This window comes from Candidatus Phycorickettsia trachydisci (assembly GCF_003015145.1).
Lineage (GTDB): Bacteria > Pseudomonadota > Alphaproteobacteria > Rickettsiales > Rickettsiaceae > Phycorickettsia > Phycorickettsia trachydisci.
Genome location: NZ_CP027845.1, coordinates 1,349,859 through 1,371,816 on the forward strand (window position 1 = coordinate 1,349,859; position 21,958 = coordinate 1,371,816).

Here is a 21,958-nt window from a genome sequence, read left to right on the forward strand (position 1 = left end):
CAAAAATTACAATATTGTTAGAATATAATAGTTTTCAAATATGAACAATTGGTTTTATCCTTAAGGTTTTTTAAGTACGCTGATGAAGCGCAAATCTTCAAGTTTTGTATTTGGCTTGACTAATACCTTGTTACTCATGTGTGCAATGCGACCAATCGGAATATCTGCTATTAAGTTTGCTGAATCAAGTGAAGTAAATAGTAGCTCATCTGTGTTAACTTTATCAGGACGTGCGATATATGAAATATAGGGTTGATCTGGGTCGCCTTTCAGTATTCCCTTTTGTCCAGAAGATGAGCGTACCGGAATACGAAGTTTTGAGTTTGTAATTAATAATACTTTAGAATAGTAATCTCCAACTTGAATTATCTTACCTATAAATCCTTGGTCGCATACTACTGTATCACCTAATGAAACAGAGTGTTTTTTCCCGCAATTAATAAGGCCGTATTGTCCTTCAGGGTTAGTAGTAATTGAAATTAACTGAGCAGTGATGCTCTGAGCTTTATATCCAGAAATAAAATTCAGTAGTTTACGAAGCTCTTGGTTTTGATCTTGGATTACTGAAAGATCATTTATCTCTTGAGTTAATTGCAAGACTTTTTGAGAGAGTTTTTGATTTTCTAACTTTAAAGTTTTAACATCTCCAAAATACCCAATAATATTGCTCCAGAAATTACCAAAATAGTCAAATGAGCTATTTACAGCTTTATGCAAAGTTCCTGAAATATCTATTGATAAACTTCTGCTTGAAGCATTTTTGCTAAGTAGATAGTTTACTAATAGAGCGACTAAAATAAGTACTATTAGAAACTTTTTACATACTAATAAAACTTTGCGATAAAAATTGACGTTTGAGCTTCTTTTTGTTCTATTTTCGAATAAGATCATATAAATTAGTCTTGTTTAAATAATACATACCTTAATGTATTGAAATTTTCTAGTACCTGGCCAATACCTCGAACAACGCATAATAATGGTTGCTCTGCCACGTATACTGGTAACTGCGTTGCATCTTTTAACATCTGATCTAAGTTACGCAGCATTGCGCCTCCTCCTGTTAGCATAATACCAGTTTCTGCGATATCGGAAGATAACTCTGGCGGTATTACTTCAAGGACATTTTTTACAGTATCAATAATCTGATTAATCGGCTCAGATAAACTTTCGGCGATGCTTTCTTGTTCCAATTTAATCTCTAAAGGAATACCGTTAATTAAGTCACGTCCCTTTATATATACATGATTTTTATCAGTTGCTTCAGGAGATACTTTTGCAGTGCCTATTTCTTTTTTTACTCTTTCGGCAGTTGGTTCGCCTATTAAAAGGTTATGAGTGCGTCTTATGTATGAAATAATAGACTCATCAAATTTATCTCCTCCAACGCGTACTGAGCTTGCATGAACAATCCCTCCAAGTGATAATACTGCTACCTCTGTTGTACCTCCTCCGATGTCAACTATCATAGAACCTTTTGGCTCAGTTACAGGGAGTCCTGCTCCTATTGCTGCTGCCATAGGCTCTTCAATTAAAAACACTTCTCTAGCTCCAGCACTTTCTGCTGCTTCCTGTATCGCCCTGCGCTCAACTGGGGTAGATCCTGATGGAACGCATACTATGATCAGCGGACCAACAAAGCTACGACGTTTGTGCACGGACCTGATAAAGTGTTTAATCATCTCTTCAGCCCCTCTAAAATCTGCGATTACTCCGTCTTTCATGGGCCTTTTAGCATCTATCTCAGATGGCGTTCTACCCAACATCATTTTAGCTTCTTGGCCAAAAGCATAAGGCTTATAACCACTACTATCCCTGATTAGAGCAACTACTGAGGGTTCATTTAAAACTACGCCTTTATTTTTGACGTAAACTAGAGTGTTAGCGGTGCCTAGGTCGATTCCCATATCTGATGAGAACATTTGTATTAACTTGTTAAACATAATTTATTAATATTTTGTAGCAAAAGTTGTTATAATCAATTAAAATCAAATCATATTTTAAGACTATACTAAAAACTAAACAAAGAGGCTATCTGTATTTTTATGACTACAATTTTTGCACAATGTTCGGGACTTGTTAAAGCTGGTGTGGCTGTGTATCGCATATCGGGACCAAGGGCTCTTTATGCTGCACAATGTTTGACCAAAAAGGCATTTTTTGAGCCTCGAAAAGCTTATTTGCTTGATGTGTTTGACCCAGTGTCAGATGAATTAATTGATAAAGGCTTAGTGTTATATTTTAAGGCTCCATCAAGTTTTACAGGGGAGGATATTATTGAGTTTCATTTACATGGAAGTCTAGCAATTTCTAAGCTTATGTACAAATCTTTAGCTATAATTCAAGGAGTAAGGATTGCTAATCCTGGAGAGTTTAGCAAGCGTGCATATATCAATGGTAAATTTGATTTGATCCAGGCTGAAGGATTAGTGGATTTGATTAATGCTGAAACCCAGATGCAACATAAACAGGCTATGCAACAATCATCTGGATTGCTTAGCGGTTTATACGAGTCTTGGCGCAAGTCTTTGTTAAAAGTTATGTCTTATTTAGAGGCGTATATAGATTTTCCCGAAGAAGGTATTTCATCTAAAGTTTTAGGAGAGATTGAAAGGAACATCCAAACTTTAAAGCAGCAGATGAAAAATCACCTGGATGACCACAATAGGGGAGAGGTAATTAGAGAGGGTATTAACCTAAGTATATTTGGTCCCCCAAACGTTGGTAAGTCAAGCTTAATCAACTATATTGCAAATAAAAATGTAGCTATTGTTTCTCCTATGCCCGGGACTACGAGAGACAGCATAGAGACTTTTATAGACATACAAGGCTATCCTGTATGTGTAATGGATACTGCGGGAATTAGAAATAATACTTATGATGTAATAGAACTTGAAGGTATTAAGCGTGCTGTAACTAAAACTCAAGCGGCGCATATTAAGCTTTTAGTTGTGGATGTTGAAATAGATGTGAATAATCTGGATAAAGGCATTAAAGATTTGATAGACGACAAAACAATCCTGGTTATAAATAAGGTAGATTTAAATCCTAATATTCCAATAATTTCTGATGCTATATACATATCTTTAAAGCAAAAAATAAATCTGGAAGAACTTATGGAAAAGATCTTAGATAAGATTAAAAAAATATCACCAAGTTTACAAAATCCCTATATCACTAGGGAGCGTCATAGGCAAAACGTTGAGGTGGCTCTAAGTTTATTAAACAACTTTTCTTTAGAAAAAGACTTGGTGCTTGCTGCTGAAGATATTAGACTTTCAGCTCGTCGTTTAAGCCTTATTACAGGCAAAATTACAGCAGATGAGATTTTAGGAGAAATATTTTCATCATTTTGTATAGGTAAATAATTTGTCTAAGGTGCGTTTAGATCATTACTTAGTTGAAAATGGCTTGGCTAGTAATTTACAAGAAGCCGCGAGTTTGTGTATTAGAGGTTTAGTTCATGATTCTTCAAGTCAATTACTCAAACCTGGAATGCAGGTGAACTTAAATAGAAGTGATATCAAAGTGAAGCAAGTTAAGAATCATAAATATGTTGCTCGCTCTGCATTAAAGCTAAAGGATGCAATTGAGTGCTACGATATTGATGTTAAGAGCAAGATTTGTGCAGATTTAGGATGTAGTACAGGTGGTTTTACCCAGATATTGCTTGAAAATGGAGCGTACAAGATTTATGCGGTGGATGTTGCTAGCGGATTTTTTGCATATAGTCTGCGAAATAACCCTAAAATTACCCTGCTTGAAAAAACAAATGTCAAACATTTAAGTAAAAGTCTTATACCTGAAGATTTAGATTTAATATGCTGTGATTTGAGCTTTATAGGATTAACAAATTGTCTTGCTCCATCTTTGAGTCTACTTAAAAGTGGTGGAGAATTAATCGCTTTGATTAAACCTCAGTTTGAATTACCTAAACATTTGGTAGAAGAAGGGGGGATTATTAAAGATCCCATGTTGCACAAGCAAGCTTGTGATAGCGTTGCTAATTGGCTTGAGGGGCAAGGTTTTAATATTGTCGGTATCAAACCTTGCTCCCAGCTTGGCATGAAAGGAAATCAAGAATTCTTGTTATATGCTTTTAAATCCTAAAGATCCCACCTGATTTTAGCAATAATTCCATGTGACCGCAGAGGTGTTTTATAAAATCCATCTCTCGCCTTGCCATGATAGCTATAATTATATTCTAAACCGATTTTTAAATCTTTAGATATATTAAAGCTGGTACCGGCTGCAAAAATGTAAGCAAAATTATATTTATGTTTGAACTTATATACATTTGCTTCGTTACCATAATCAATTTTAAGTTTGCCTTTTACGTGAGATGCTCCAACACCTGCGCCTAGATATACTTTATATGTATCGCATATGTCAAAAATATCTACATATCCTCTTAATTGTAGTGAATTAACGTTTGGAGTAATGATAGCGTAATCTGTAAATTCATTTGTTCTTTCATCTTTTAAAACCATTCTACTTTTATTGAAAAAAGGTTTTACGAAAACTATCTCACCCCTTGTTCTTGGGCTGAATTGATAACCAACTCCAAAACTTATTTCGGGCGCTGGAGTAGTTTTTTTAATTCTATATACAGAATCATCTGATATTTCAGGAAGTGAGGGTTTATGTTGTGATATAGCTCCTACGGCTCCATGTAAATAAAAGTTATGATTAGCTTGAGCTGTAGTTGTGATTAGCAATGGTAAAAGTATTTTGTGTAGTTTAGTCATAAGCCTTACCTTAATTAGTTAAAACGTACCTTCTGACTCTGATAGAGCCTAACTTAATTATACCATATTGAGCGCGGTAAGTCTTCTGTAATAAATCTTTTAGTTTAAATTTATGTACTTGAAATGTGGTAAAAATACCATGCATTATTGTTAATAATATTTAAGTTACTTTTTTATTCTTTTTTACAAAAAGTGATATTAAGTTTTTTGGCTTGATGCGAAGCAAACATGCAACCAAATTGAATATCCTTGGGCGTGAAGTTAAAAGAATTAAAGCAGATATTTTTTATATGAGATAATTGATGAACATTCAAAAGGCTCATATGAAAAAGATTTTTATCTGTTTTTTCTTCTTAATACACCATCTCTCCTTCGCATCTTACTTTCTCATTGAACATAATATTGATAAGATACACATTACTGCTACCTTTGACCAAAACGAAGTGCAAAATAACGAAGGCAATATTAGCCTTTATGTGCCGGATGTCATTTGGGGTACCTCTTATAATAAGCAGATTACTAATATTAGGTCCAATGGTACATATGATCCTCAAACGAAGAGTATCGGTTTGAATCCTGGAACTGATTTACGTATAGAATACGATATTTTATGTGTTGATAATGAAGAGCTTATAAATAGGTTTTCCGATCATTACGACCACTTCATAAGTGGCGAGAGATTTTACCTAATGGGTATAGGTTTGTTTATAACTCCACCTCTTTATAATGACAACATTACTATTCAGGTTAAGAGCAATATACCAAATGTAGCTTTCAGCACACATCCATACTTTTATCAAAGCAATACTATGACCACTAAGTTATCTGAATTAGATCGCTTAATTATAGTGGCAAGCAATGACATGAAATATTACTATAAAGATGGTGTTGATATAGTTATGTGGACCCCTGATCAAGCTTTGCAGGATATGTTTGATTCGGTTGCTGCTCCAATATTTGCTAAGCATGAGGAGTTTTGGCAAGCCTCTTCTACCAATGAACCAGCTCATAAGCTGTCTATTATAATCAAAGCTCCAATCTCAAACATTATCAGAAGGTTTGGTGGTACGGTGATTGGGCGTACGATCTTATTTTTTATAGTACCAGACAATACTAGTAAAGACGATTTAGATCATCTAGTAAGACATGAAAATACTCATTTTAGGATAGGTAAATTATTAACGGGAACTGAATGGTTTGTAGAGGGGTTTACAGAGTATTATGCAGATAAAATTAACTTGCATTTTGATCAGAATTGGATGAAATTTACAGATTTATATAATGCAAAAGCTGCTGATTACTTTACTTCCTTAGCCCATTATTTAGACGATAAGACGGCTGATGATTATTTTTTCAAGATATCTCAAATTGAACATTTACCCTATACGAAAGGGTACGTTATAGCTGGGCAGATTGATTCGATAATTGATCTAGATGGCGTTATGAGAAACTTAATACAGTTGTGTAAGCAGGATAAGACGTATTGCAAGTTTACGCCTGAGACGTTTTTTTATGCTGCAGGTAATGTGCTAACAGATGAGCAGCAACAGAAAATTACTAGTTTAATTACGGATGTAAATAATACTACTTTTACTAATTACCTTTTAGGAAAGAGTACAAAATTAAACTACAAGCAGCAAAAAATACCTTACTTCACCGCAGACATCCAAAAAGTATTTAAGGAAAGTATCATATGGGGTAAGGAGATAAATGTAGGAGGTGGTACTAGATACAATGAGGCCGTGTACTATAAAGTTTTAGACTCTAATTTTGATTTTGAAACGGGCGAGGGGCAAGTTAGTGTACAAAACGGCAATTCTCAGGAAGTTGTTAAGCTTCCTGCAACCACTTTGCAAGTTAATGTTCCGTATTATGGTATGTCTTTGCCTCAATAATAACATTGTTTATTATATTGATTAGAATTATATATTAAGGCGTTGTTTTTGAAATCTTTTCAAAGATATCAGCAAGAGCGCTAACTTTTATATAATTTATATATTCTGTACCACTATCTCCACCAGTACCTTCCATATTAGGTTTCAGCCTTGGTGATGGACTTGTGTAATCAAGAATTTGAGAAAATTGTGTTAGTTCATCTGGCAACTCAGAATCTAAAAATTCTGAGGTATCAAGTCCCTCTTTTGCTATTTTAAAAACCCTATTATACTCATGAGCTAATGGAGGAAAATCAGAATATGGTTTGTGTTTATTGTCTCCAATGAAAAGCTGTCCTTCTTTCAAAGATTTTAAAATTATCTTTTGCATTCCAGGTAAAGGAGCAACTGTCATATATATTTTATCTTTCCAGAATTCTTGCGCTATTTTACCAGTAAATGAATGTAGTACCATTGAGAGTTGATCATATTCGTTCTGGATAACCCAATAAGGGTTTTTAAAAATTCCTCTATTTTGGTATACGGGCAAATTGGGGTATTCGGCTGTGCCAACTGATATAATAACATTACCAAAATCTTCAGCTAAAAGTTTGAAGGTACCATATGGCAATGGATCTGATTTAGTTTGTAATTTGCCTGTTATAGGTAGATTTGACGCATATGTTATCCAATTAGAATCAAAACCAACTGCTCCGCCACGAGTATTGAGTAAAATTTCATGTATTTTAGGGCGTTTCTTCAAGGCATTTTTAAATCTATTTACAAAATCATCTAATTTTTCTCCTTCTAAACCAATAGATTCTTGGAATCCTGGTTTAAAATCTTGATCATTAAAACCACTATCTTTTTGAAAAATGTGATTATTCAAAAATTTTGCTCTGATTTTATTTACGGATACTTCGATCTCCTCTGTGGATATCCCGTAATTTCCTAACAATTTTCTATGATATTGTTCGGAAAAACAGCCTAAATCCTCCGCGACATCTGATAAATATGCACCTATTCTACCACTAGCTCTTGTATATACAATCCATTTGTTACTTTCTTCACGATTTTCTATCCTTTCTAGACCAAGATAAACTTCTTTTTCATTGGGAAGGCGTATTTTGGTTGTCAACGTTCCATCTTCGCATACCTTGATAATTGGTAGCTCAATATCTGGATCTTTTTGATGTTCAAGAGATAAGGTTGGGCTATCTAGGTCTAAGGGTAGTGTTCCTTGATAATTTTCTTCTGCGTTGAAACTTGATTTTAACATATATTTTTATGTATGTTATTATATATAACTGTGAAAAATTATCTTAATACTAACAGATTTCTATTGAATTAAATGAAAAATTTTCTATCTAAAACTATTATTTGCTTAACAGCTATTATCATGGCAATAATAATATATCTCTATATAAACCGCAATTTTATGAATGGAGAAGTTAAAATATCTTCTCGTATTTTTAAAAACGAATTGATCTTTCAAACTAAATTTAACTCAATTTCTAAGAAAGACATACAAGTTTTTGTTATTAGTTTAGATCGTACTCCTGAAAGGTATGAAACAATGAAAAATCAACTTCAGGCAAATGACATAATACATCAAAAATTTAGCGCAGTCGATGGATATAATCTCAATATTGTTCATTCTAAGACAGGTGATAAATTTTGTGGCAAAGATCTCAAAGATATGAAAATAAGCATATTACCCAATGAACGCTACGATATTTTATGTCCATCGAGTAAATCTAGCTATTTTTCTAGTGGCAGAATATTCACGGCAGGAGAATTTGGATGTCATTGTAGTCACAGAGAGATATGGCACAAGATAGTTTCCCATAATATAGAATATGCCCTAGTTCTAGAGGATGATATAATATTTCCAACAGACTTTCAAAAAAAATTTACCGACCTAATAAATAATTTACCTAATGAATGGGGTGTAATTTATTTATATGCTGTTGTGGATCCCGCCAAAAAAATTAAAATAAAAAATAACTCTCATATAATAAAGTTTCGACCTAACTCTCATTTAGTATACGGTACTGTTGCATATCTTATTACTTTTAAAGCTGCTAAAGAAATGTTGGCAGTAAGTGAAGGTTTTTCGGGTCCCATTGATGAATCTATGTCTAAGGCCATTGATACTGAAAAAGTTCGAGCATACCAAGCATTACAAATTTCTTTATCAACCCCAGATCACCTTACAAAAGGTGAGTCTATAATACGTAGTATGGGAAGAGCATCTTGAGATATATTAATTAGAGCTAAATCAGATCTTATTGCATCTGTTGAAAAAGTTGCCATTGATCAAGCAAATTAGAGAGAAGGTTTATACTAAGACCTACCAATATGAAGAAATAAATTAAATTAAGCAGCCCCTAAATCATCAGTGAAGAATTGCTTTGCGAACAACTCTATGATTTTTTGATCGGGCTTTAAGTTTGGGTTATTAGCTAAAAATTCTTTTGCTTTAATAATAAGGTCTCTGTTTTGATATAGGTCGATAAACGTAAAGCAAGCTTGTCCGCTTTGGCGCAAGCCTATAATATCTCCTCCGCCTCTGATTTCTAAATCTTTTTCGGCGATTTCAAAACCATTTTGACTTTGGGTCATGATATTGAGTCTTTCTCTCGTATTAGTGCTTACAGCACTATCGCCATAAACTAGTATGCAATAAGACTGCAGATGGCTTCTGCCAACTCTGCCTCGTAATTGATGTAGTTGGGCAAGGCCAAAATTTTGAGCATCTTCGATAACTATAAGAGTTGCGTTAGGTACGTCTATACCTACTTCAATCACTGTGGTTGAGACTAAAAGTTTGATTTGATTGTCTTTAAAATCATTCATGATTTGTTCTTTTTCATCTTTCGCTAAAGCACCATGTAAGAAGCCTACTTGATAATGATAAACCTGGCGTAATGAGTCAAAACGAGCTACTACGCTCGTAAAAGATTTTTTCTCGCTATCCTGAATCAATGGGCAGATCCAGTATACTTGCTGATTTTTATCAAAAATCCTTTGCAATGAGGCGATTAAATCATCCATTTTTTTGCTGGATAAAACGGTTGTGATTATTGGTAAATTGTTTTTAGGTTTAGAAGTAATATATGAGATATCCATATCGCCATATAATACCATGCTAAGGCTCCTAGGTATTGGAGTTGCGCTCATTAAGAGAAGATCGGCGTCTTGAGATTTAGCTAAAAGAGTTGCGCGTTGTTTGACGCCAAACTTATGTTGCTCGTCAATTACGATGTATCCAAGGTTGGCAAAATTGATATTCTCTTGAATTAGAGAGTGTGTGCCAATGATTATATTTATATTACCTGCCGCAAGATCTTCTAAAATTTCTTTTCGTTTTTTGCCCTTAATTTTGCTGGTGATTATCTCAATCTTTAAATCCATGCCATCTAGCGCTTTAATAAAAAAGTTGAAATGTTGGACTGTTAGTATGTCGGTTGGGCTCATAAGGCAGCATTGTTTACCACTTGCAACTATGTTTAGAATAGAAAGTAAGGCAACGAAAGTTTTTCCGCTTCCAACATCACCTTGCAACATTCTGATCATTCTACTGGAGCTTTTTTGGTCCTTATATATTTCTTCTAAAGAGTGTTGTTGATCTTCTGTTGGCATAAAACCAAGAGTAGCAAAAACTTTTGCATGATGATCATGAGCAATATCTTCGATACCATATCGCTCAAGTTTGTTTGAGGTACGTAAATTGTTTAGGCATATCTGATTTATTAATATTTCCTCTAGTGCTAATCGTTTTTTGTAAATACTTGGATCCTTGAGCTCCTTAGGATTATGTAATTGTTGCAAGCTCTCATAAATTGAGGGCATGTTGTTTGCTAAGTTATGCCAATCTTTAAGGTTGGGTAATAAGTTTAGGCAGTATAATGCATACTGATGCATCTGGTTGTTATTAATACCTTGGGTTAGATGATAGATTGGTTGAATTTTGTGCGGGGAGGTAAAAACAATTTCAGGATGAACCATTTCTGGTTTAAAGCGCGGGTTTGTAACCTTGCCGCAAATAGTAATCTTGTTGCCTGCTCTAAATTTAGCCATCATGATCTTTGACATCTGAAAAAAAGTAAGCTCCAGCTTTTGACCACGAGAATTAATACCTTCATATTTTAATACTTTAAGTCTTCTGAAGCTTGAGGGAGACTTTGTGATGGATATGGTAGTTACTATATGATCATTTTCTGATAAACTGCTGTAATCAGGCTCAACTTTGCGTTCTATATAAGAATAGGGAATATGAAATAGCATATCCCTTACGGTGATGATGTTAATTTTTCTTAATCTAGCAGCGGTCCAAGCTTTAATTTTAAGCGCTGATGTTAGAGTTTGATCGAAAATATTTATTATCATCAAATTTACATTTTGTTTTTATTAGATTTTATGATAGCATATGTAACTAGCTTTGAGACTAAAAAGTCTTTCAAATTTGTAACTCGCCGCACATAAGATCAGTTGATTAGGGAAAATGTATGTAAGTCAAGGCTTTAGTTGTGCGAGCAGATTAAAAAATTTATAAAATTTATACTTATGAACTTTTACGAGTTAATCTTTATTGTGCGTCCAGATTTATCATCTTCTGAGCTTGATAAATTAATGGCTAATTTCTTAGAAATAATAGAGCGTCATTCAGGCAAAGTAATTGCCAATGAATATTGGGGTTTAAAAAACCTTGCTTATAAAATTGGTAACAATAAAAAAGGTCATTATTCTTTCTTAGGTGTTCAAATGACTAAGGAATGTAAGGAGGAAGTAGAAAATAAAATTAAGCTTGGCGGTATAGAAATTTCCTCTCAGATTATAAGGCACATGGTTCTAAGAGTGGAAGAAATTAATAAAACTCCCCCTCAGATGTTTAAAAGCTCTAACGCTGAAGTTTCAGCTATCAACGTAACAATTTAACATTTGATATATGTCAGAAGATTTAAAAGCATTACCTGAAAAAGCAACACAAAGAGTTGCAGATCGAGCAAATAAAAAAGTTTTTTTTAGAAAAAGAAGTGGATGTCCTTTACATGAGGATAAAGACTTAAATATTACATATAAAAATTCTGAGTTTTTGTCTAAGTTCATCTCTGAAGGTGGCAGAATACTTGGAGCAAGAATAACAGGCGTTTGTCCAAAGCATCAAAAAGAAATTACTCAATCTATTAAAATTGCTAGGATGCTTGCTTTGATGCCTTTTGTAACAAAATTTGATTAAGATTTATTATGGATTTAATTGTAGTACAACCTGTAGGAAAACTCAAAAATATCGGTCAAGTAGTTAAAGTAAAAAAAGGTTATGCAAGAAACTTTTTATTACCTAGAGGATATGCTTTAGTCGCAACTGCGAACAATAAGCAAAAGTTTGAAGAAATTAAAGTTGAGCTTGCACTGAAGCAAGAGAAAGAAAGTACGCTAGCTGCTTCTAAAATTGCTAATCTGGAGGGTAAAGTTTTAACTTTCTTAGAGCAAGCTTTAGAAGATGGTAAGTTATTTGGATCAGTCAGATCAAAAACTATAGCTGCTGCTTTAGAAAAAGAATATGATATCAAGCTTAGAAGCGATCAAGTTGAACTATCTGAGGCTATAACAAAGATAGGGGTATATAAAGTAAAGGTTTCTTTAGCTCATGGGCTAGTTGCTGATGTATTAGTTAACGTTGCAAGAAATGATATAGAGGCTTCTTCTCAGCTTACAGCTTATCATGCAGAACAAGCAGCTCCAGCTACTGTCGAAAAATCTCCTGAATCATCTCAAGAAACTCCAAAAGAGTAGCCTATTCACAAATCACTTATCTTGTTTTGGTATGTTAGACAGAGCAAAATAAGATAGGTTTTAACGTATCTTATCAAAAAGGTCTACTAGGTACTGTTAACAAATCTAAAGATGAGATAAGCTTAGGTAAAAAAGGTAGCTTTATGTTTAAGCGTATGTGCACTATACCCCAAGAAGTTTTCAATGAGAGAATATTACCAATTACTACTCCCTTAGGTGACAGATCTCTAAAACTAAGCCATTACACGTGTTATGCTGAAATTATCTACTCCATGGAGAGATTGCCCTAAAGAATATGGTTCTTGTCACACTATATATACAAGGTTCAAAAGGTCGACTCAAAAAGGTTAATTATTGACCGTTTTAGATGAGTTAAAACAAAAAAAGTTAGTCAAAGTGAATATAATTTTTATGAATTCTAGTACTATTAAAGTGAATCGTCATGGTATTGGTGCTTAAAAAAGTAGGACCACGGAGCATGGGTAAAAAGCTGTTGGTAAGGGCTCAAAAATACATGTTATCACGGGCATAAAAGAGCTAGTATGTGTTAAAAATCAGAGGAGCGCAGAAGCATGATACCAAGGTGGTATAAGAAATGTTGTATCTTATTCACAAAGATCAAGTTAAAGGGTTCATGGGAGATAAAGGTTATGATACGAATAAAATAAGAGACACCCTAAAGGGTATGGGGGGCACTGCTAAGATGCCTAACAAGGGGAGGTAAAGAGGAGATTTGATCAAACTGTTTATAAATGGAGAGTATTTACTTAAAGATAGACAAGGCTCTGGTTTGAAAGATTTTAAAAATATCTGCATCTGTCAAAGCGCAACGCATTTTTAAGGTCATATCTACCATATCAACAGATTTCGAAACTACCTTGACCTTTCTAGCCATACTTCCTAAATGGTGGCGAGTATTGCTATTATCCCTCTCTATAGTTACAGTATGTCTTTTGCCTATCATATGAGGTTTGGCGGGCAAAACTTGCTTGAAAGCAATCCAATCATCTGTATAAAAAGTACATGATTTTAGATGCTTTACTTTATCATACAACCTTCGGTAGGTTTTAACATTACGATAACCCATCCAATAGTTCTCCTTCTATCACGATCCAGTGCTTTGATGATTCATTTTTTATTTTTTTTGACTGAATAAAGTGCCACATTTCATCTTGTAAAAACTCTCGTTAGTATTCCAGCTGTAGAATCAAAAGTTATTTCTAGTGTTTATAAGATTGAAACCTCAACCTAAATTCCAAAAGAGACAGAAGATGAAAGCGCAAAGATTGCCCGAGCCTTAGATCAGTACTATAAAAAACTTAAAAAAAACACAAACGGCCTTAAAAGAAGAACAGGTATTTGGGATTAAACAAATACATAATTGGGGAAGTACTCACAGCAACTCAGATAAAGTAATTCAAGTAGTTAAAGATTCTGTGTATGTCCAAATAAAAGAAAAATGTTTTAAAAAACGTCCTGCCCTTTTAGGTAAAGTAGAGTATGTATTAAAAGAAAAAGGTATTGCCAAAGACTCAAAGTCAGAAGGTCTAATATGGCTGAGTGACAAATATTGTAAAGTTTGGATCTCTCAAGAAGATTATAGACCTTTAGGTAAAAAGGAGGGGGCAAAGGATAGTTTCGCTATATTAGTCACTTTATTTAAAGTATGGAGACATAGTAAAATGGATAAATTTATTAATGAAGGATGCAAATTACTCAAAGATGACTCGCAAGACTCAATGAGTGATAGTGAGGGATATAGCAGTGATGATAGTGCAGAAGATGCTTTTGAAGTAACTAGTTGGCCCAGTGAATTAGGCAAGATTTTAGAGACTCATGACTAAGTTTAGACTAAATTTACTTATAAGTGATAAGAACGTACTTTATTTGCAAAGTTAAGCAAATATTTAAGGTAGTTGGAATCAAGGAAAGTAATAGCCAAAACAAAACTCCCCCCTATCACTCCAAATTCACCTCAAAAAAATACAAATAAGGGGCGCTTTTAATTGGTAATTGCGCCCCACCACTTAAGTATAAATTTAAGTAGATAATTTAGGTTTTTACCTTTTGCAGCAATAATACTGGCGTGATTACCCTGGATTTTTAAACATGCAGCTGCAATCAACTTTGCACCTTCATATAGGACAAAATGCTTGCACGAAGCATCATCGGGAAATATATGAGTCATGTTATAGTAATACTCCTGCTCACAACTTACAAATCTTACACACAAACCTCTAAATTCAGCTTTATTGAGGACATCTGCTATAAATTGATGCTTACCTAAATTATATTTAGTTATTCCAGTAGGAGCCTTTTGGGCATTTGCTCTATCTTTTGCAAGCTCAATTTTTAAAGCTGCGTATTCATCTCTAGCGCCCTTATTTTGCCTTAAATAATCCCTAAAAACTAAATTTGATTCTATTTCAGGGCTTCCTGTCTTATGTACATGTAGATAAATTTTTCCACTTTTATCATAAAGCCTCCGAAGTGGGAGGTTATATTCCCCCTTATACCTATAACCTATTTGAGTCAAAAGTACATCGGCTAATGTAATATCATTTACTTCTGCTATAATATCTATTATGGGCTTTGATGCTAAATTAGGTACTGATGTAGATCCAATATGATACAGCTTACATTTTCTTAAAGCTTGCTTAATTTTTGATGCTTCTTGCTCAAAAATGTTAGGCCATAATGGGTTATAATCAGAAATTTTTATGTCCATAGTTGTACTTAAAAAAGCTTACGGTTTTAAATCCCTGAAGATCCTCAAAAAGTTAGGAGGCTTTTCATCTGAAAATTATTTTGCTTTGGCAAATGATAAACCTGTTATCATTAAATATTGTAGCGATGAAACAAAAATTCAAAAATCTATAAATATCTCTAACTTACTTTTAAACAAGGATTTTTACGTACCAAATTTTATCAAATGCATTCAGGGTAACCAGTATCTCAAAATAAAAGATAAAGTTGTTTGCCTGTACCCTAAAATAGAAGGGGATTATGTAAAACAACATCTCTTTAGCGCCAAATCATTTGAGTCTATTGCCAAGTCTCTAGCCCAAATACATAGTACTCAGCTCAAATTACTAGACAAACCTAAAATAGACGAAGATATAAATGCATTAATATATTTAGTAAAGTCTAACAGTAAAGGTACAGATATAGATAAAGTCGTTTTAGATTTAATCCAAATCAAACGACATATGGCCGATGCTTTGCCTAAAAAACATCTTCAGGACTATCCCAAATGTTTGATACATGGGGACTTTCATAGTCAAAATATGATATTTAATGCAAAAGATAATTTGGTAGGTATTTTAGATTTTGAAGAGGCTCATATGGGATACAGAGGAGAGGATGTAATGCACTTTATATTGCTGAGCTTATGTTATAATGGCTTTTTAAAGTCAAATATGAGAAAAATAGAGATGTTTATTACTCAGTGTCTTAATTTCATCTCTATGGATGAGCTTGAGGTCGGAATTTATGCCTACCTCAAGAAATTAGCAGGCAATTTTTATCTCGAAAAAAGACTTTACACTAAAAATGACCTTGGTGTATTGCCTTTCCTCAAAAGAGATGCTAAAAATTTACGTTATTTATCTGATGCGATTCTGGGATTATAGTAGATTCAAGCTATAAATACGCTGTAACATCTGATTTTCCTGTTGAATCTGATCCTATAAAGTAATCTTTAGAAGATCCTAACTCTGCCAAATCTGCTCCAATAACCCATTCTTCAGAATATTCTGATTCTGCAAGGCCTACCTTAACATCAGACTCGTCAGAAGATTTCAACTCTGCTAGATCTACTCCAACAAACCATTCTTCAGAATGTTCCGATTCTGCAAAATTTACCTTAACAATCGAGTTGTCAGAAGATTTCAACTCTGCCAAATCTGCCCCAATAAACCACTCTTCAGAAGATACGGACTTTGCTGGCACCTCTACAACACCCCCATCTGCATTATTTTGTTTTGGAAAATCTACTTCCAAAAACCAATTTATAGGAGATCCTGTACAACCTGAAGTCGATGATTCTGTATCATCGTCCATTGTAAATAGCATCATGAGGTAAGCCTTTGAGCCAAAAGAATCCTTATTGTTTAACTCTTGCTCATGACCAGTATCACGCTTTTGGTCATTGAGGTTATCATTCTGACGTTTATCAAAGGTCTCATACTTTCTAGTTTCAAAACTTCTTGCATCACTATGATTTTTAATATCAAGTGCGGAGTATGTTTTCTTCGCTTCACGCTTAAAGCAAGAAAGGAATAAGTATTTAACTTTATTCCAACATGATTTTTTTGAATCTAGGTTTTCGACAAGAATATCTTGCTCACGAGTAACTATGCTACCGTAATTGCTGAGCATTTTATTATTTTTATTTATTATATTGTAATGTCACATTCACCCATCCATCCACTCCTCTCCCATAAGCTCAATACTTTGCTTATTAGGGCAAAAGATAGAGTTCATATTGCTGGGGTTTGATGAATTTGCGCTCGAATTTATATTAAAAGAATTAAAACTATCTGTAATATAATCGGCCGAACCTTCCATAATATAATATTTTATTTGAGAATTGTCAACAGATCTTTTATCTTTAAGAAAATTTTGTAACTCTTGTACAACTTTTTCTTGCTTCTGCACTTCTCTTAATGCAGCTGCTAATCTTGTGTCAAGAATTTTTGCGTGAAGATCTGCAGAATCTTCCATTGATGCATGTTGCCAATTTGAAAAACCTCGACCATTTTGCACCAGGAATAAGTTTTTACCACCATTTCCATAAAGTATGTTGGTCACTCCTATCGAATCATCAAATTGTCTACTTTTTTCAGTAAATCCCTTTAATGATTCTAGTTGGTCCTTAAGAACATTCACTCGGTCATTTAAGGAGTCTAGTTTTCTCTTAACAGTATCTATAAACTCCTCAGCGCTGTTAGTGTTGCTGTTGATATTCCAATAATCTAGCTCTGGGGGAAACATCTGTTCTAATGAGTTTAACTTGAAAGTTGAGACATGATTTTGAACCTTAGATTCCTTGTGATTATTAAAGATGATATTCATACTTTGTCATAAAAATTTAATTCTTGCACATTCTACATGAATTAACTTTGTAAACAAGTAATTTTTAATTAGAAATGACTAACTGACTTATTTGCTTTGCCGTAAAAGGCTTGGATAAAATAGCATCTATGCCATAAAGGGCGTAATAATCTAAACCATGCTTTACATCTCCGGTAACAGCTATGATTTTTGTCTCTTTGAGGTGATTTTTATCTCTTAATTTTTGAGCCAACTCTAGACCTTGGATATCTGGCAAATTTAAATCTAGTAAAATCATACAATAATCTTCTTGGGCAGCTTTCAAACCATCGTATCCATTGTAAGCGGTTTTGACATTCCATCCCATGTTTTCCAAGAGACGAGCAGCTACCTTACATCCTAAAGGATGATCATCTATGATTAATATTTTATTATTTTCGCAATTTGTCATCATTTGATTTAATGTAAAGAATAATAGTAGTGCCTTGAGGGGTTTTAGCTGCCTTAATATCTATACTTAAAGTTTTGGCTGTAGATTTAACCATGCCCAAACCAAACCCCTTACCTTTTTCAAGCTCTTCGTATTTAATACTTGTTAAACCGTTTTGTTGATTAAGTATGTCTAAATTCTCTTGAGACATCCCACATCCTGTGTCGATAAACTTTATCTCTACTCCATGATCATGTGTATTATTCATGATCCTTTTTGCAATAATCTTTATGCCCCCAGATTCTGTATATTTAATTGCATTTGAAATTAGTTCCATAACCAACCTAAATAACTTATGTTCATTAGAAAACACTAATATTCCATCTTCTAAATCAGTTTGGATTGTTAGGCTTTTCAAAATTGCAGCAGGTCTTCCAAGATTTATAGCATTTAAAATTAAAGCATTTAAGTCAACTAAAGCGTGACTTTCAGGATCAAAAAAACTCCTTTCACAAACAGAAGATAGAGAATCTAAAAATTTACTTAAAGAACTACTAGCTTCCCCCAAATGACCTATCAGATCTTTTAATCCCTCTTCATCTTTAAGATTACCCAAAGTAATAAATTCACCTAAAGCGATTATTCCCGTCAAAGGAGATTTGATATCATGTTTAATTTGTTGCAAGGCTAGAGATCTACTATTTTGCACCATTTGATTTATTAGAGTCATGTTGAAATTTGTAAAATTATTGTTTTCTAAATCCAACATAGTTCCTATTACTCCAATTAATTTGCCCTCCGAATCTTCTAAGGGAGCTTTAGTAGTGAGTAATAAAGTCATTTTATTATCTTTGACTACGACTTGCTCTTGAGTCGTATGAGTTTTTTTATTGGCAATAACATAGTTATCGCCCAATTCGAGCTGGTGGGAATATTGCGACCAAATTAAATCTTGATCTTTTTTACCAATAATATCTTTGGGAGATCCATAACCTAACAATTGAGCCATATTCATATTGCATTCTAGGTATCTACCTAACAAATCTTTCCAAAATATAGCTACAGGTAAGGAATCTACGATATTGATATCTAATCTCATCTACTATTCATGACTTAAATTAATAATTTGCAGCACCCTAATTACTTTAGAACGGGCGAAAGTAAATACAACATATTAGTTCATTATATAATATATTTATCAAATATGAAACATTTTCATATTAGAAATTTATATAAGATGACTAAACTACGTTTAAAGTTTTAATTTTTGTAATATTAAATTATAATATTTGTTATAACTCAGCATTAACACCTAGGTATAGATGCTTTCTAAGGCACTATTATCTATAAAACTAAAACTTTGTTTATTTCTCAATACTTTTTAGATTTAATTGAATGAAAAGTAGAATATTTTTGAATGTGTAAAATACCACACAAACACTCAAACTATCAACGATTTTGTTGACAAAAACTTTCGCAATTAACACAAGATCAGACTTTGATGTAAATCAATTAAATCTCAATGATATTTGCAAAGGTTTTAAATATTACTTAACAAAGCTTTCGATCTGAATCAAGTAAAAAATCAAAGAAATCTAAAGCAAAACAAAATAATATATAACAACCTAAGATATTTTATCCAACCGTGTACATTCTATAATCCTAAATCTAAATTTTCTATAGTAAAAATCATGTTTTGATATAAAAAATACTTTAAATGTATCTATTATTCATCAACCAAAGAACCATAGCTATTTAATCTACAATAATTAGAACGCTATTGTAGACTAAATGAGCCCCACAAAAACTTCCCCTCTTTGAGCTAAGTAGGCACTGCTAACAAACCGGTTCTTTTTGGTATTTTTAACGTCACAGTCGTGCGATATCCTACTCAAATACGTTTAGTATTATCCAGTTCTCTGCGCGCTTGCTCCTAAAAAATCCTCAAAAATAACTAGTTTGTTAACAGTGCCTAGTATAAGCAAAATCGTTTTTTATTATCTTGATAACTTGCAAAAATATTAGCATTAACTTGAGAGAGAGATTTGTATAAAAATTTTTTAATTATTAGTACTTTAAGAACATATTCTAATCCTCTATATCACCAGAAAGTCTAACCATTGCATCGTAACTTAGAAAATCTTTTGCGATATGTCTATTGTCATCAACATCAGAGACATTATCTAAATCTTTAGTAAAAGCACAAGCATCATCTAAATGTTTACTTGGAAAATTTACATGTTTGGCTTGATTAGTCACTCCCTTTTTATCTTTTTTCTCTTCATCACAATCAGTTAGTTGGGCTAAAGTTTGTGATTGACGATATGTTTCGTATAAGTCTACTATACTTAAATCATTTTCATCCCCCTCTTCTATATCATGCATTTTTTTCATACTTATGCCGCCCCTTCTATAAAAAGAACCTGGGTTGTTTTCCTTTGATTTTTGCTGCGTAACATCATCATTAGCAGCAACCTTAAAGCTACGACTAAAAAACTTTTGCATCAGCCCTGGCTTTTTAGGGGCCTCAAGATGCTTCATATGGTCATGTCCAGAAGATTCGTGAGTATCATGCTCATCATTTTTAAAAACAAGCGTTTTGTTTAATTTATTTACTCTTGAAGCGTCATAAGCACCAATATCTACAGTATCATATAGACCTGATGAATTGGTTGAGCCTTCAGCAAATTTGGTATGTAATTTACTCAAATTATCATCCCTATTAGATTCGTCCATTTCCATTAGATCTAACTTTGATATTTTATAACTATTAGCAGAATGAAGATTTGGAATATTTACATCTGGTGATTCTACAAAATTTTTCACTGAACCAAAAAAAAAGTTTTTTAAACTACGACCGAAAAATGATCCTTTCATACTTGGAGATTTTTCATCTAGTTTCGGAGGTGCATCATTAGTTTTGTGGATATTCTTGGCACTATCATACATGTATACTTTTTTGTTTATCATGGGTGGTACCCTTGAATCTTTATCGTAGTCATCTGGAGCTAGATCGATATTTTGCTCCTCTAATTCGGCAAATGAATCCTCTGCCAAACCAAGGGTTAGCGCAATATTAATCCCTCCATCCTTGCTCTTAATAATGTCATATGGGAAACGAGCGCATAAAATTTCTTCTTCTAGTTTTTCATTTTCTACTACTTCATGCAGTAAGTTTGAATGATGATTGGATATGATTTTTCTAAAATGCGGCAAAGACTCAAGTATATTTTCTTTCGTATTTAACTCTTGTTCCAAAATAAAATCTAAAGTTTGCCATATTGAAACAATATTGTCTATGTCATCCAAATTAGATTTCTCTAACCAATGATAAAAAGTAAAGTCTTTGATATCTTTTGATGAGCATCCATGCTTTCTTAGATCCTGTATATTCTTGATGAAAGTTATAATACCAAGGGAACGTTTTATTTCTTCTATTTGCTCTAATGCCTGATAATTACCTTGCGCCGTATCGGTCAATTCATTTAGCAACTCCCCAGCTCTATTATGCACCTCATTATTTTCGGCATGAAGATACAATTTTATAGCTAAAGTTAAATTACCTTTTTCTAAACATTTAATTACTTCCCTAATAGGTACATAATAAGTAGGCACAGTTGGATCATTTAAAAGCTCAGAAGCGACATTAATCCAATAGTTTTTATTTAACAAAAGGACTTTATCCTTGTTTGCTTTCTTAATAGCATTTGCCAAAAAGCGCCCCTTGTGGTCTAAATCATATTGTTTATATGTTTCTTGTAAGTAAGAATAGAGGGTCATAAAAAAACAACTTATTATTCCCCACCATAAACCAGCAGAAGCATTTATAATAATAAAAACACTGTAAAAATTATTATTTAATTTTTTATTTGTTTAAAAATCTCAAATGCTTATTTTTTAACAACCCACGAATCTTGTTGAAAGTTTTTTAACTTAGAATTCCACACAAGTCCTAATATTAATCTTAATTTTTTATTTATATTTAATATTTTCTTAGAACTTTTGAGAAAACTTTGGTATATTATATAAATATAAACTTGATTTTAAGGGTATCA

Annotated in this window: 23 protein-coding genes; 11 read left to right on the forward strand and 12 right to left on the reverse strand. The window is 33.2% G+C overall.

Going from position 1 to position 21,958, the window contains the following annotated elements; genetic code table 11:
* Nucleotides 1-60: 60 nt before the first annotated feature.
* On the reverse strand, nucleotides 61-891 hold the full coding sequence (mreC, locus tag phytr_RS05825; RefSeq protein WP_106874923.1) for a rod shape-determining protein MreC: 831 nt from the start codon (nucleotides 889-891) through the stop codon (nucleotides 61-63).
* Between the two features lie 5 nt (nucleotides 892-896).
* Complete coding sequence (locus phytr_RS05830) at nucleotides 897-1,940, reverse strand: rod shape-determining protein (RefSeq protein WP_106874924.1); 1,044 nt, start codon at nucleotides 1,938-1,940, stop codon at nucleotides 897-899.
* A 102-nt stretch (nucleotides 1,941-2,042) separates the two neighbouring features.
* Between phytr_RS05830 and mnmE the strand changes: the two genes are divergently transcribed.
* Nucleotides 2,043-3,365, forward strand: a complete 1,323-nt coding sequence (mnmE, locus tag phytr_RS05835; protein WP_106874925.1) for a tRNA uridine-5-carboxymethylaminomethyl(34) synthesis GTPase MnmE — start codon at nucleotides 2,043-2,045, stop codon at nucleotides 3,363-3,365.
* Nucleotide 3,366: 1 nt separating this feature from the next.
* Nucleotides 3,367-4,107: a TlyA family RNA methyltransferase gene (locus phytr_RS05840; RefSeq protein ID WP_106874926.1), complete on the forward strand. Its 741-nt coding sequence runs from the start codon at nucleotides 3,367-3,369 to the stop codon at nucleotides 4,105-4,107.
* On the opposite strand, the gene phytr_RS05845 is transcribed toward phytr_RS05840, so the two are convergent.
* The gene (locus phytr_RS05845) at nucleotides 4,104-4,745 is read right to left on the reverse strand and encodes an outer membrane beta-barrel protein (RefSeq protein ID WP_106874927.1); all 642 of its coding nucleotides are present in this window, start codon (nucleotides 4,743-4,745) and stop codon (nucleotides 4,104-4,106) included. The two genes, phytr_RS05840 and phytr_RS05845, sit on opposite strands and share 4 nt — an antisense overlap.
* A 323-nt stretch (nucleotides 4,746-5,068) precedes the next feature.
* On the opposite strand from phytr_RS05845, the gene phytr_RS05850 reads away from it, so the two are divergent.
* Nucleotides 5,069-6,640 carry a hypothetical protein gene (locus phytr_RS05850; RefSeq protein WP_158706896.1) on the forward strand — a complete coding sequence of 524 codons (1,572 nt, stop codon included), beginning with the start codon at nucleotides 5,069-5,071 and terminating at the stop codon, nucleotides 6,638-6,640.
* 34 nt (nucleotides 6,641-6,674) lie between these two features.
* Here phytr_RS05850 and phytr_RS05855 read toward each other — a convergent pair whose 3' ends face one another.
* Nucleotides 6,675-7,898 (reverse strand): hypothetical protein, encoded by a 1,224-nt coding sequence (locus phytr_RS05855; protein ID WP_106874929.1) that lies wholly within the window; start codon nucleotides 7,896-7,898, stop codon nucleotides 6,675-6,677.
* Nucleotides 7,899-8,057: 159 nt separating this feature from the next.
* On the opposite strand from phytr_RS05855, the gene phytr_RS05860 reads away from it, so the two are divergent.
* Complete coding sequence (locus phytr_RS05860; protein ID WP_158706897.1) at nucleotides 8,058-8,879, forward strand: glycosyltransferase family 25 protein; 822 nt, start codon at nucleotides 8,058-8,060, stop codon at nucleotides 8,877-8,879.
* 119 nt (nucleotides 8,880-8,998) lie between these two features.
* Here phytr_RS05860 and phytr_RS05865 read toward each other — a convergent pair whose 3' ends face one another.
* Complete coding sequence (locus phytr_RS05865; RefSeq protein ID WP_106874931.1) at nucleotides 8,999-11,011, reverse strand: ATP-dependent DNA helicase RecG; 2,013 nt, start codon at nucleotides 11,009-11,011, stop codon at nucleotides 8,999-9,001.
* A 177-nt stretch (nucleotides 11,012-11,188) separates the two neighbouring features.
* Here phytr_RS05865 and rpsF point away from each other — a divergent pair, with 177 nt between their 5' ends.
* The 5 genes from rpsF (at nucleotide 11,189) to phytr_RS06495 (ending at nucleotide 13,142) form a co-directional block, all read left to right on the forward strand.
* The gene (rpsF, locus tag phytr_RS05870; protein WP_106874932.1) at nucleotides 11,189-11,560 is read left to right on the forward strand and encodes a 30S ribosomal protein S6; all 372 of its coding nucleotides are present in this window, start codon (nucleotides 11,189-11,191) and stop codon (nucleotides 11,558-11,560) included.
* Nucleotides 11,561-11,570: 10 nt separating this feature from the next.
* Nucleotides 11,571-11,861 (forward strand): 30S ribosomal protein S18, encoded by a 291-nt coding sequence (gene rpsR / locus phytr_RS05875; protein WP_106874933.1) that lies wholly within the window; start codon nucleotides 11,571-11,573, stop codon nucleotides 11,859-11,861.
* A gap of 8 nt (nucleotides 11,862-11,869) precedes the next feature.
* Nucleotides 11,870-12,418 carry a 50S ribosomal protein L9 gene (gene rplI, locus phytr_RS05880; RefSeq protein WP_106874934.1) on the forward strand — a complete coding sequence of 183 codons (549 nt, stop codon included), beginning with the start codon at nucleotides 11,870-11,872 and terminating at the stop codon, nucleotides 12,416-12,418.
* A 143-nt stretch (nucleotides 12,419-12,561) separates the two neighbouring features.
* Complete coding sequence (locus tag phytr_RS06440; protein ID WP_158706898.1) at nucleotides 12,562-12,708, forward strand: hypothetical protein; 147 nt, start codon at nucleotides 12,562-12,564, stop codon at nucleotides 12,706-12,708.
* A gap of 305 nt (nucleotides 12,709-13,013) precedes the next feature.
* On the forward strand, nucleotides 13,014-13,142 hold the full coding sequence (locus phytr_RS06495) for a hypothetical protein (protein ID WP_267895091.1): 129 nt from the start codon (nucleotides 13,014-13,016) through the stop codon (nucleotides 13,140-13,142).
* Between the two features lie 39 nt (nucleotides 13,143-13,181).
* Here the strand turns inward: phytr_RS06495 and phytr_RS05890 are convergent, their stop codons facing one another.
* Nucleotides 13,182-13,505 (reverse strand): IS1 family transposase, encoded by a 324-nt coding sequence (locus tag phytr_RS05890; RefSeq protein ID WP_106874936.1) that lies wholly within the window; start codon nucleotides 13,503-13,505, stop codon nucleotides 13,182-13,184.
* Nucleotides 13,506-13,854: 349 nt separating this feature from the next.
* Between phytr_RS05890 and phytr_RS05895 the strand changes: the two genes are divergently transcribed.
* Nucleotides 13,855-14,262, forward strand: coding sequence for a hypothetical protein (locus phytr_RS05895; RefSeq protein WP_106874937.1), 408 nt, complete (start codon nucleotides 13,855-13,857; stop codon nucleotides 14,260-14,262).
* Nucleotides 14,263-14,420: 158 nt separating this feature from the next.
* On the opposite strand, the gene phytr_RS05900 is transcribed toward phytr_RS05895, so the two are convergent.
* The gene (locus phytr_RS05900) at nucleotides 14,421-15,146 is read right to left on the reverse strand and encodes a GrpB family protein (protein WP_106874938.1); all 726 of its coding nucleotides are present in this window, start codon (nucleotides 15,144-15,146) and stop codon (nucleotides 14,421-14,423) included.
* On the opposite strand from phytr_RS05900, the gene phytr_RS05905 reads away from it, so the two are divergent.
* Nucleotides 15,139-16,050 carry a phosphotransferase gene (locus tag phytr_RS05905; protein WP_106874939.1) on the forward strand — a complete coding sequence of 304 codons (912 nt, stop codon included), beginning with the start codon at nucleotides 15,139-15,141 and terminating at the stop codon, nucleotides 16,048-16,050. The genes phytr_RS05900 and phytr_RS05905 overlap by 8 nt on opposite strands.
* Nucleotides 16,051-16,060: 10 nt before the next feature.
* Here the strand turns inward: phytr_RS05905 and phytr_RS05910 are convergent, their stop codons facing one another.
* From phytr_RS05910 to phytr_RS05930, 5 genes are all read right to left on the reverse strand, one after another.
* The gene (locus phytr_RS05910; RefSeq protein WP_106874940.1) at nucleotides 16,061-16,798 is read right to left on the reverse strand and encodes a hypothetical protein; all 738 of its coding nucleotides are present in this window, start codon (nucleotides 16,796-16,798) and stop codon (nucleotides 16,061-16,063) included.
* 36 nt (nucleotides 16,799-16,834) lie between these two features.
* Nucleotides 16,835-17,494: a hypothetical protein gene (locus tag phytr_RS05915; protein WP_106874941.1), complete on the reverse strand. Its 660-nt coding sequence runs from the start codon at nucleotides 17,492-17,494 to the stop codon at nucleotides 16,835-16,837.
* A 64-nt stretch (nucleotides 17,495-17,558) separates the two neighbouring features.
* Entirely contained in the window at nucleotides 17,559-17,927 is a 369-nt protein-coding gene (locus phytr_RS05920) for a response regulator (RefSeq protein ID WP_106874942.1), read from the reverse strand.
* Nucleotides 17,905-19,002 (reverse strand): PAS domain-containing sensor histidine kinase, encoded by a 1,098-nt coding sequence (locus phytr_RS05925; protein WP_106874943.1) that lies wholly within the window; start codon nucleotides 19,000-19,002, stop codon nucleotides 17,905-17,907. Before phytr_RS05925 ends, phytr_RS05920 begins: the two co-directional genes overlap by 23 nt.
* 989 nt (nucleotides 19,003-19,991) lie before the next feature.
* Complete coding sequence (locus tag phytr_RS05930) at nucleotides 19,992-21,683, reverse strand: hypothetical protein (RefSeq protein ID WP_106874944.1); 1,692 nt, start codon at nucleotides 21,681-21,683, stop codon at nucleotides 19,992-19,994.
* Nucleotides 21,684-21,958 lie beyond the last annotated feature (275 nt).

What these genes read in the sequence shown, in the direction of transcription:
- mreC (WP_106874923.1), bottom strand. Translation starts at nt 891, where the DNA reads ATGATCTTATTCGAAAATAGAACAAAAAGAAGCTCAAACGTCAATTTT.
- phytr_RS05830 (WP_106874924.1), bottom strand. Translation starts at nt 1,940, where the DNA reads ATGTTTAACAAGTTAATACAAATGTTCTCATCAGATATGGGAATCGAC.
- mnmE (WP_106874925.1), top strand. Translation starts at nt 2,043, where the DNA reads ATGACTACAATTTTTGCACAATGTTCGGGACTTGTTAAAGCTGGTGTG.
- phytr_RS05845 (WP_106874927.1), bottom strand. Translation starts at nt 4,745, where the DNA reads ATGACTAAACTACACAAAATACTTTTACCATTGCTAATCACAACTACA.
- phytr_RS05850 (WP_158706896.1), top strand. Translation starts at nt 5,069, where the DNA reads ATGAAAAAGATTTTTATCTGTTTTTTCTTCTTAATACACCATCTCTCC.
- phytr_RS05855 (WP_106874929.1), bottom strand. Translation starts at nt 7,898, where the DNA reads ATGTTAAAATCAAGTTTCAACGCAGAAGAAAATTATCAAGGAACACTA.
- phytr_RS05860 (WP_158706897.1), top strand. Translation starts at nt 8,058, where the DNA reads ATGAATGGAGAAGTTAAAATATCTTCTCGTATTTTTAAAAACGAATTG.
- phytr_RS05865 (WP_106874931.1), bottom strand. Translation starts at nt 11,011, where the DNA reads ATGATAATAAATATTTTCGATCAAACTCTAACATCAGCGCTTAAAATT.
- rpsF (WP_106874932.1), top strand. Translation starts at nt 11,189, where the DNA reads ATGAACTTTTACGAGTTAATCTTTATTGTGCGTCCAGATTTATCATCT.
- rpsR (WP_106874933.1), top strand. Translation starts at nt 11,571, where the DNA reads ATGTCAGAAGATTTAAAAGCATTACCTGAAAAAGCAACACAAAGAGTT.
- rplI (WP_106874934.1), top strand. Translation starts at nt 11,870, where the DNA reads ATGGATTTAATTGTAGTACAACCTGTAGGAAAACTCAAAAATATCGGT.
- phytr_RS06440 (WP_158706898.1), top strand. Translation starts at nt 12,562, where the DNA reads ATGTTTAAGCGTATGTGCACTATACCCCAAGAAGTTTTCAATGAGAGA.
- phytr_RS06495 (WP_267895091.1), top strand. Translation starts at nt 13,014, where the DNA reads ATGTTGTATCTTATTCACAAAGATCAAGTTAAAGGGTTCATGGGAGAT.
- phytr_RS05890 (WP_106874936.1), bottom strand. Translation starts at nt 13,505, where the DNA reads ATGGGTTATCGTAATGTTAAAACCTACCGAAGGTTGTATGATAAAGTA.
- phytr_RS05905 (WP_106874939.1), top strand. Translation starts at nt 15,139, where the DNA reads ATGTCCATAGTTGTACTTAAAAAAGCTTACGGTTTTAAATCCCTGAAG.
- phytr_RS05900 (WP_106874938.1), bottom strand. Translation starts at nt 15,146, where the DNA reads ATGGACATAAAAATTTCTGATTATAACCCATTATGGCCTAACATTTTT.
- phytr_RS05910 (WP_106874940.1), bottom strand. Translation starts at nt 16,798, where the DNA reads ATGCTCAGCAATTACGGTAGCATAGTTACTCGTGAGCAAGATATTCTT.
- phytr_RS05915 (WP_106874941.1), bottom strand. Translation starts at nt 17,494, where the DNA reads ATGAATATCATCTTTAATAATCACAAGGAATCTAAGGTTCAAAATCAT.
- phytr_RS05920 (WP_106874942.1), bottom strand. Translation starts at nt 17,927, where the DNA reads ATGATGACAAATTGCGAAAATAATAAAATATTAATCATAGATGATCAT.
- phytr_RS05925 (WP_106874943.1), bottom strand. Translation starts at nt 19,002, where the DNA reads ATGAGATTAGATATCAATATCGTAGATTCCTTACCTGTAGCTATATTT.
- phytr_RS05930 (WP_106874944.1), bottom strand. Translation starts at nt 21,683, where the DNA reads ATGACCCTCTATTCTTACTTACAAGAAACATATAAACAATATGATTTA.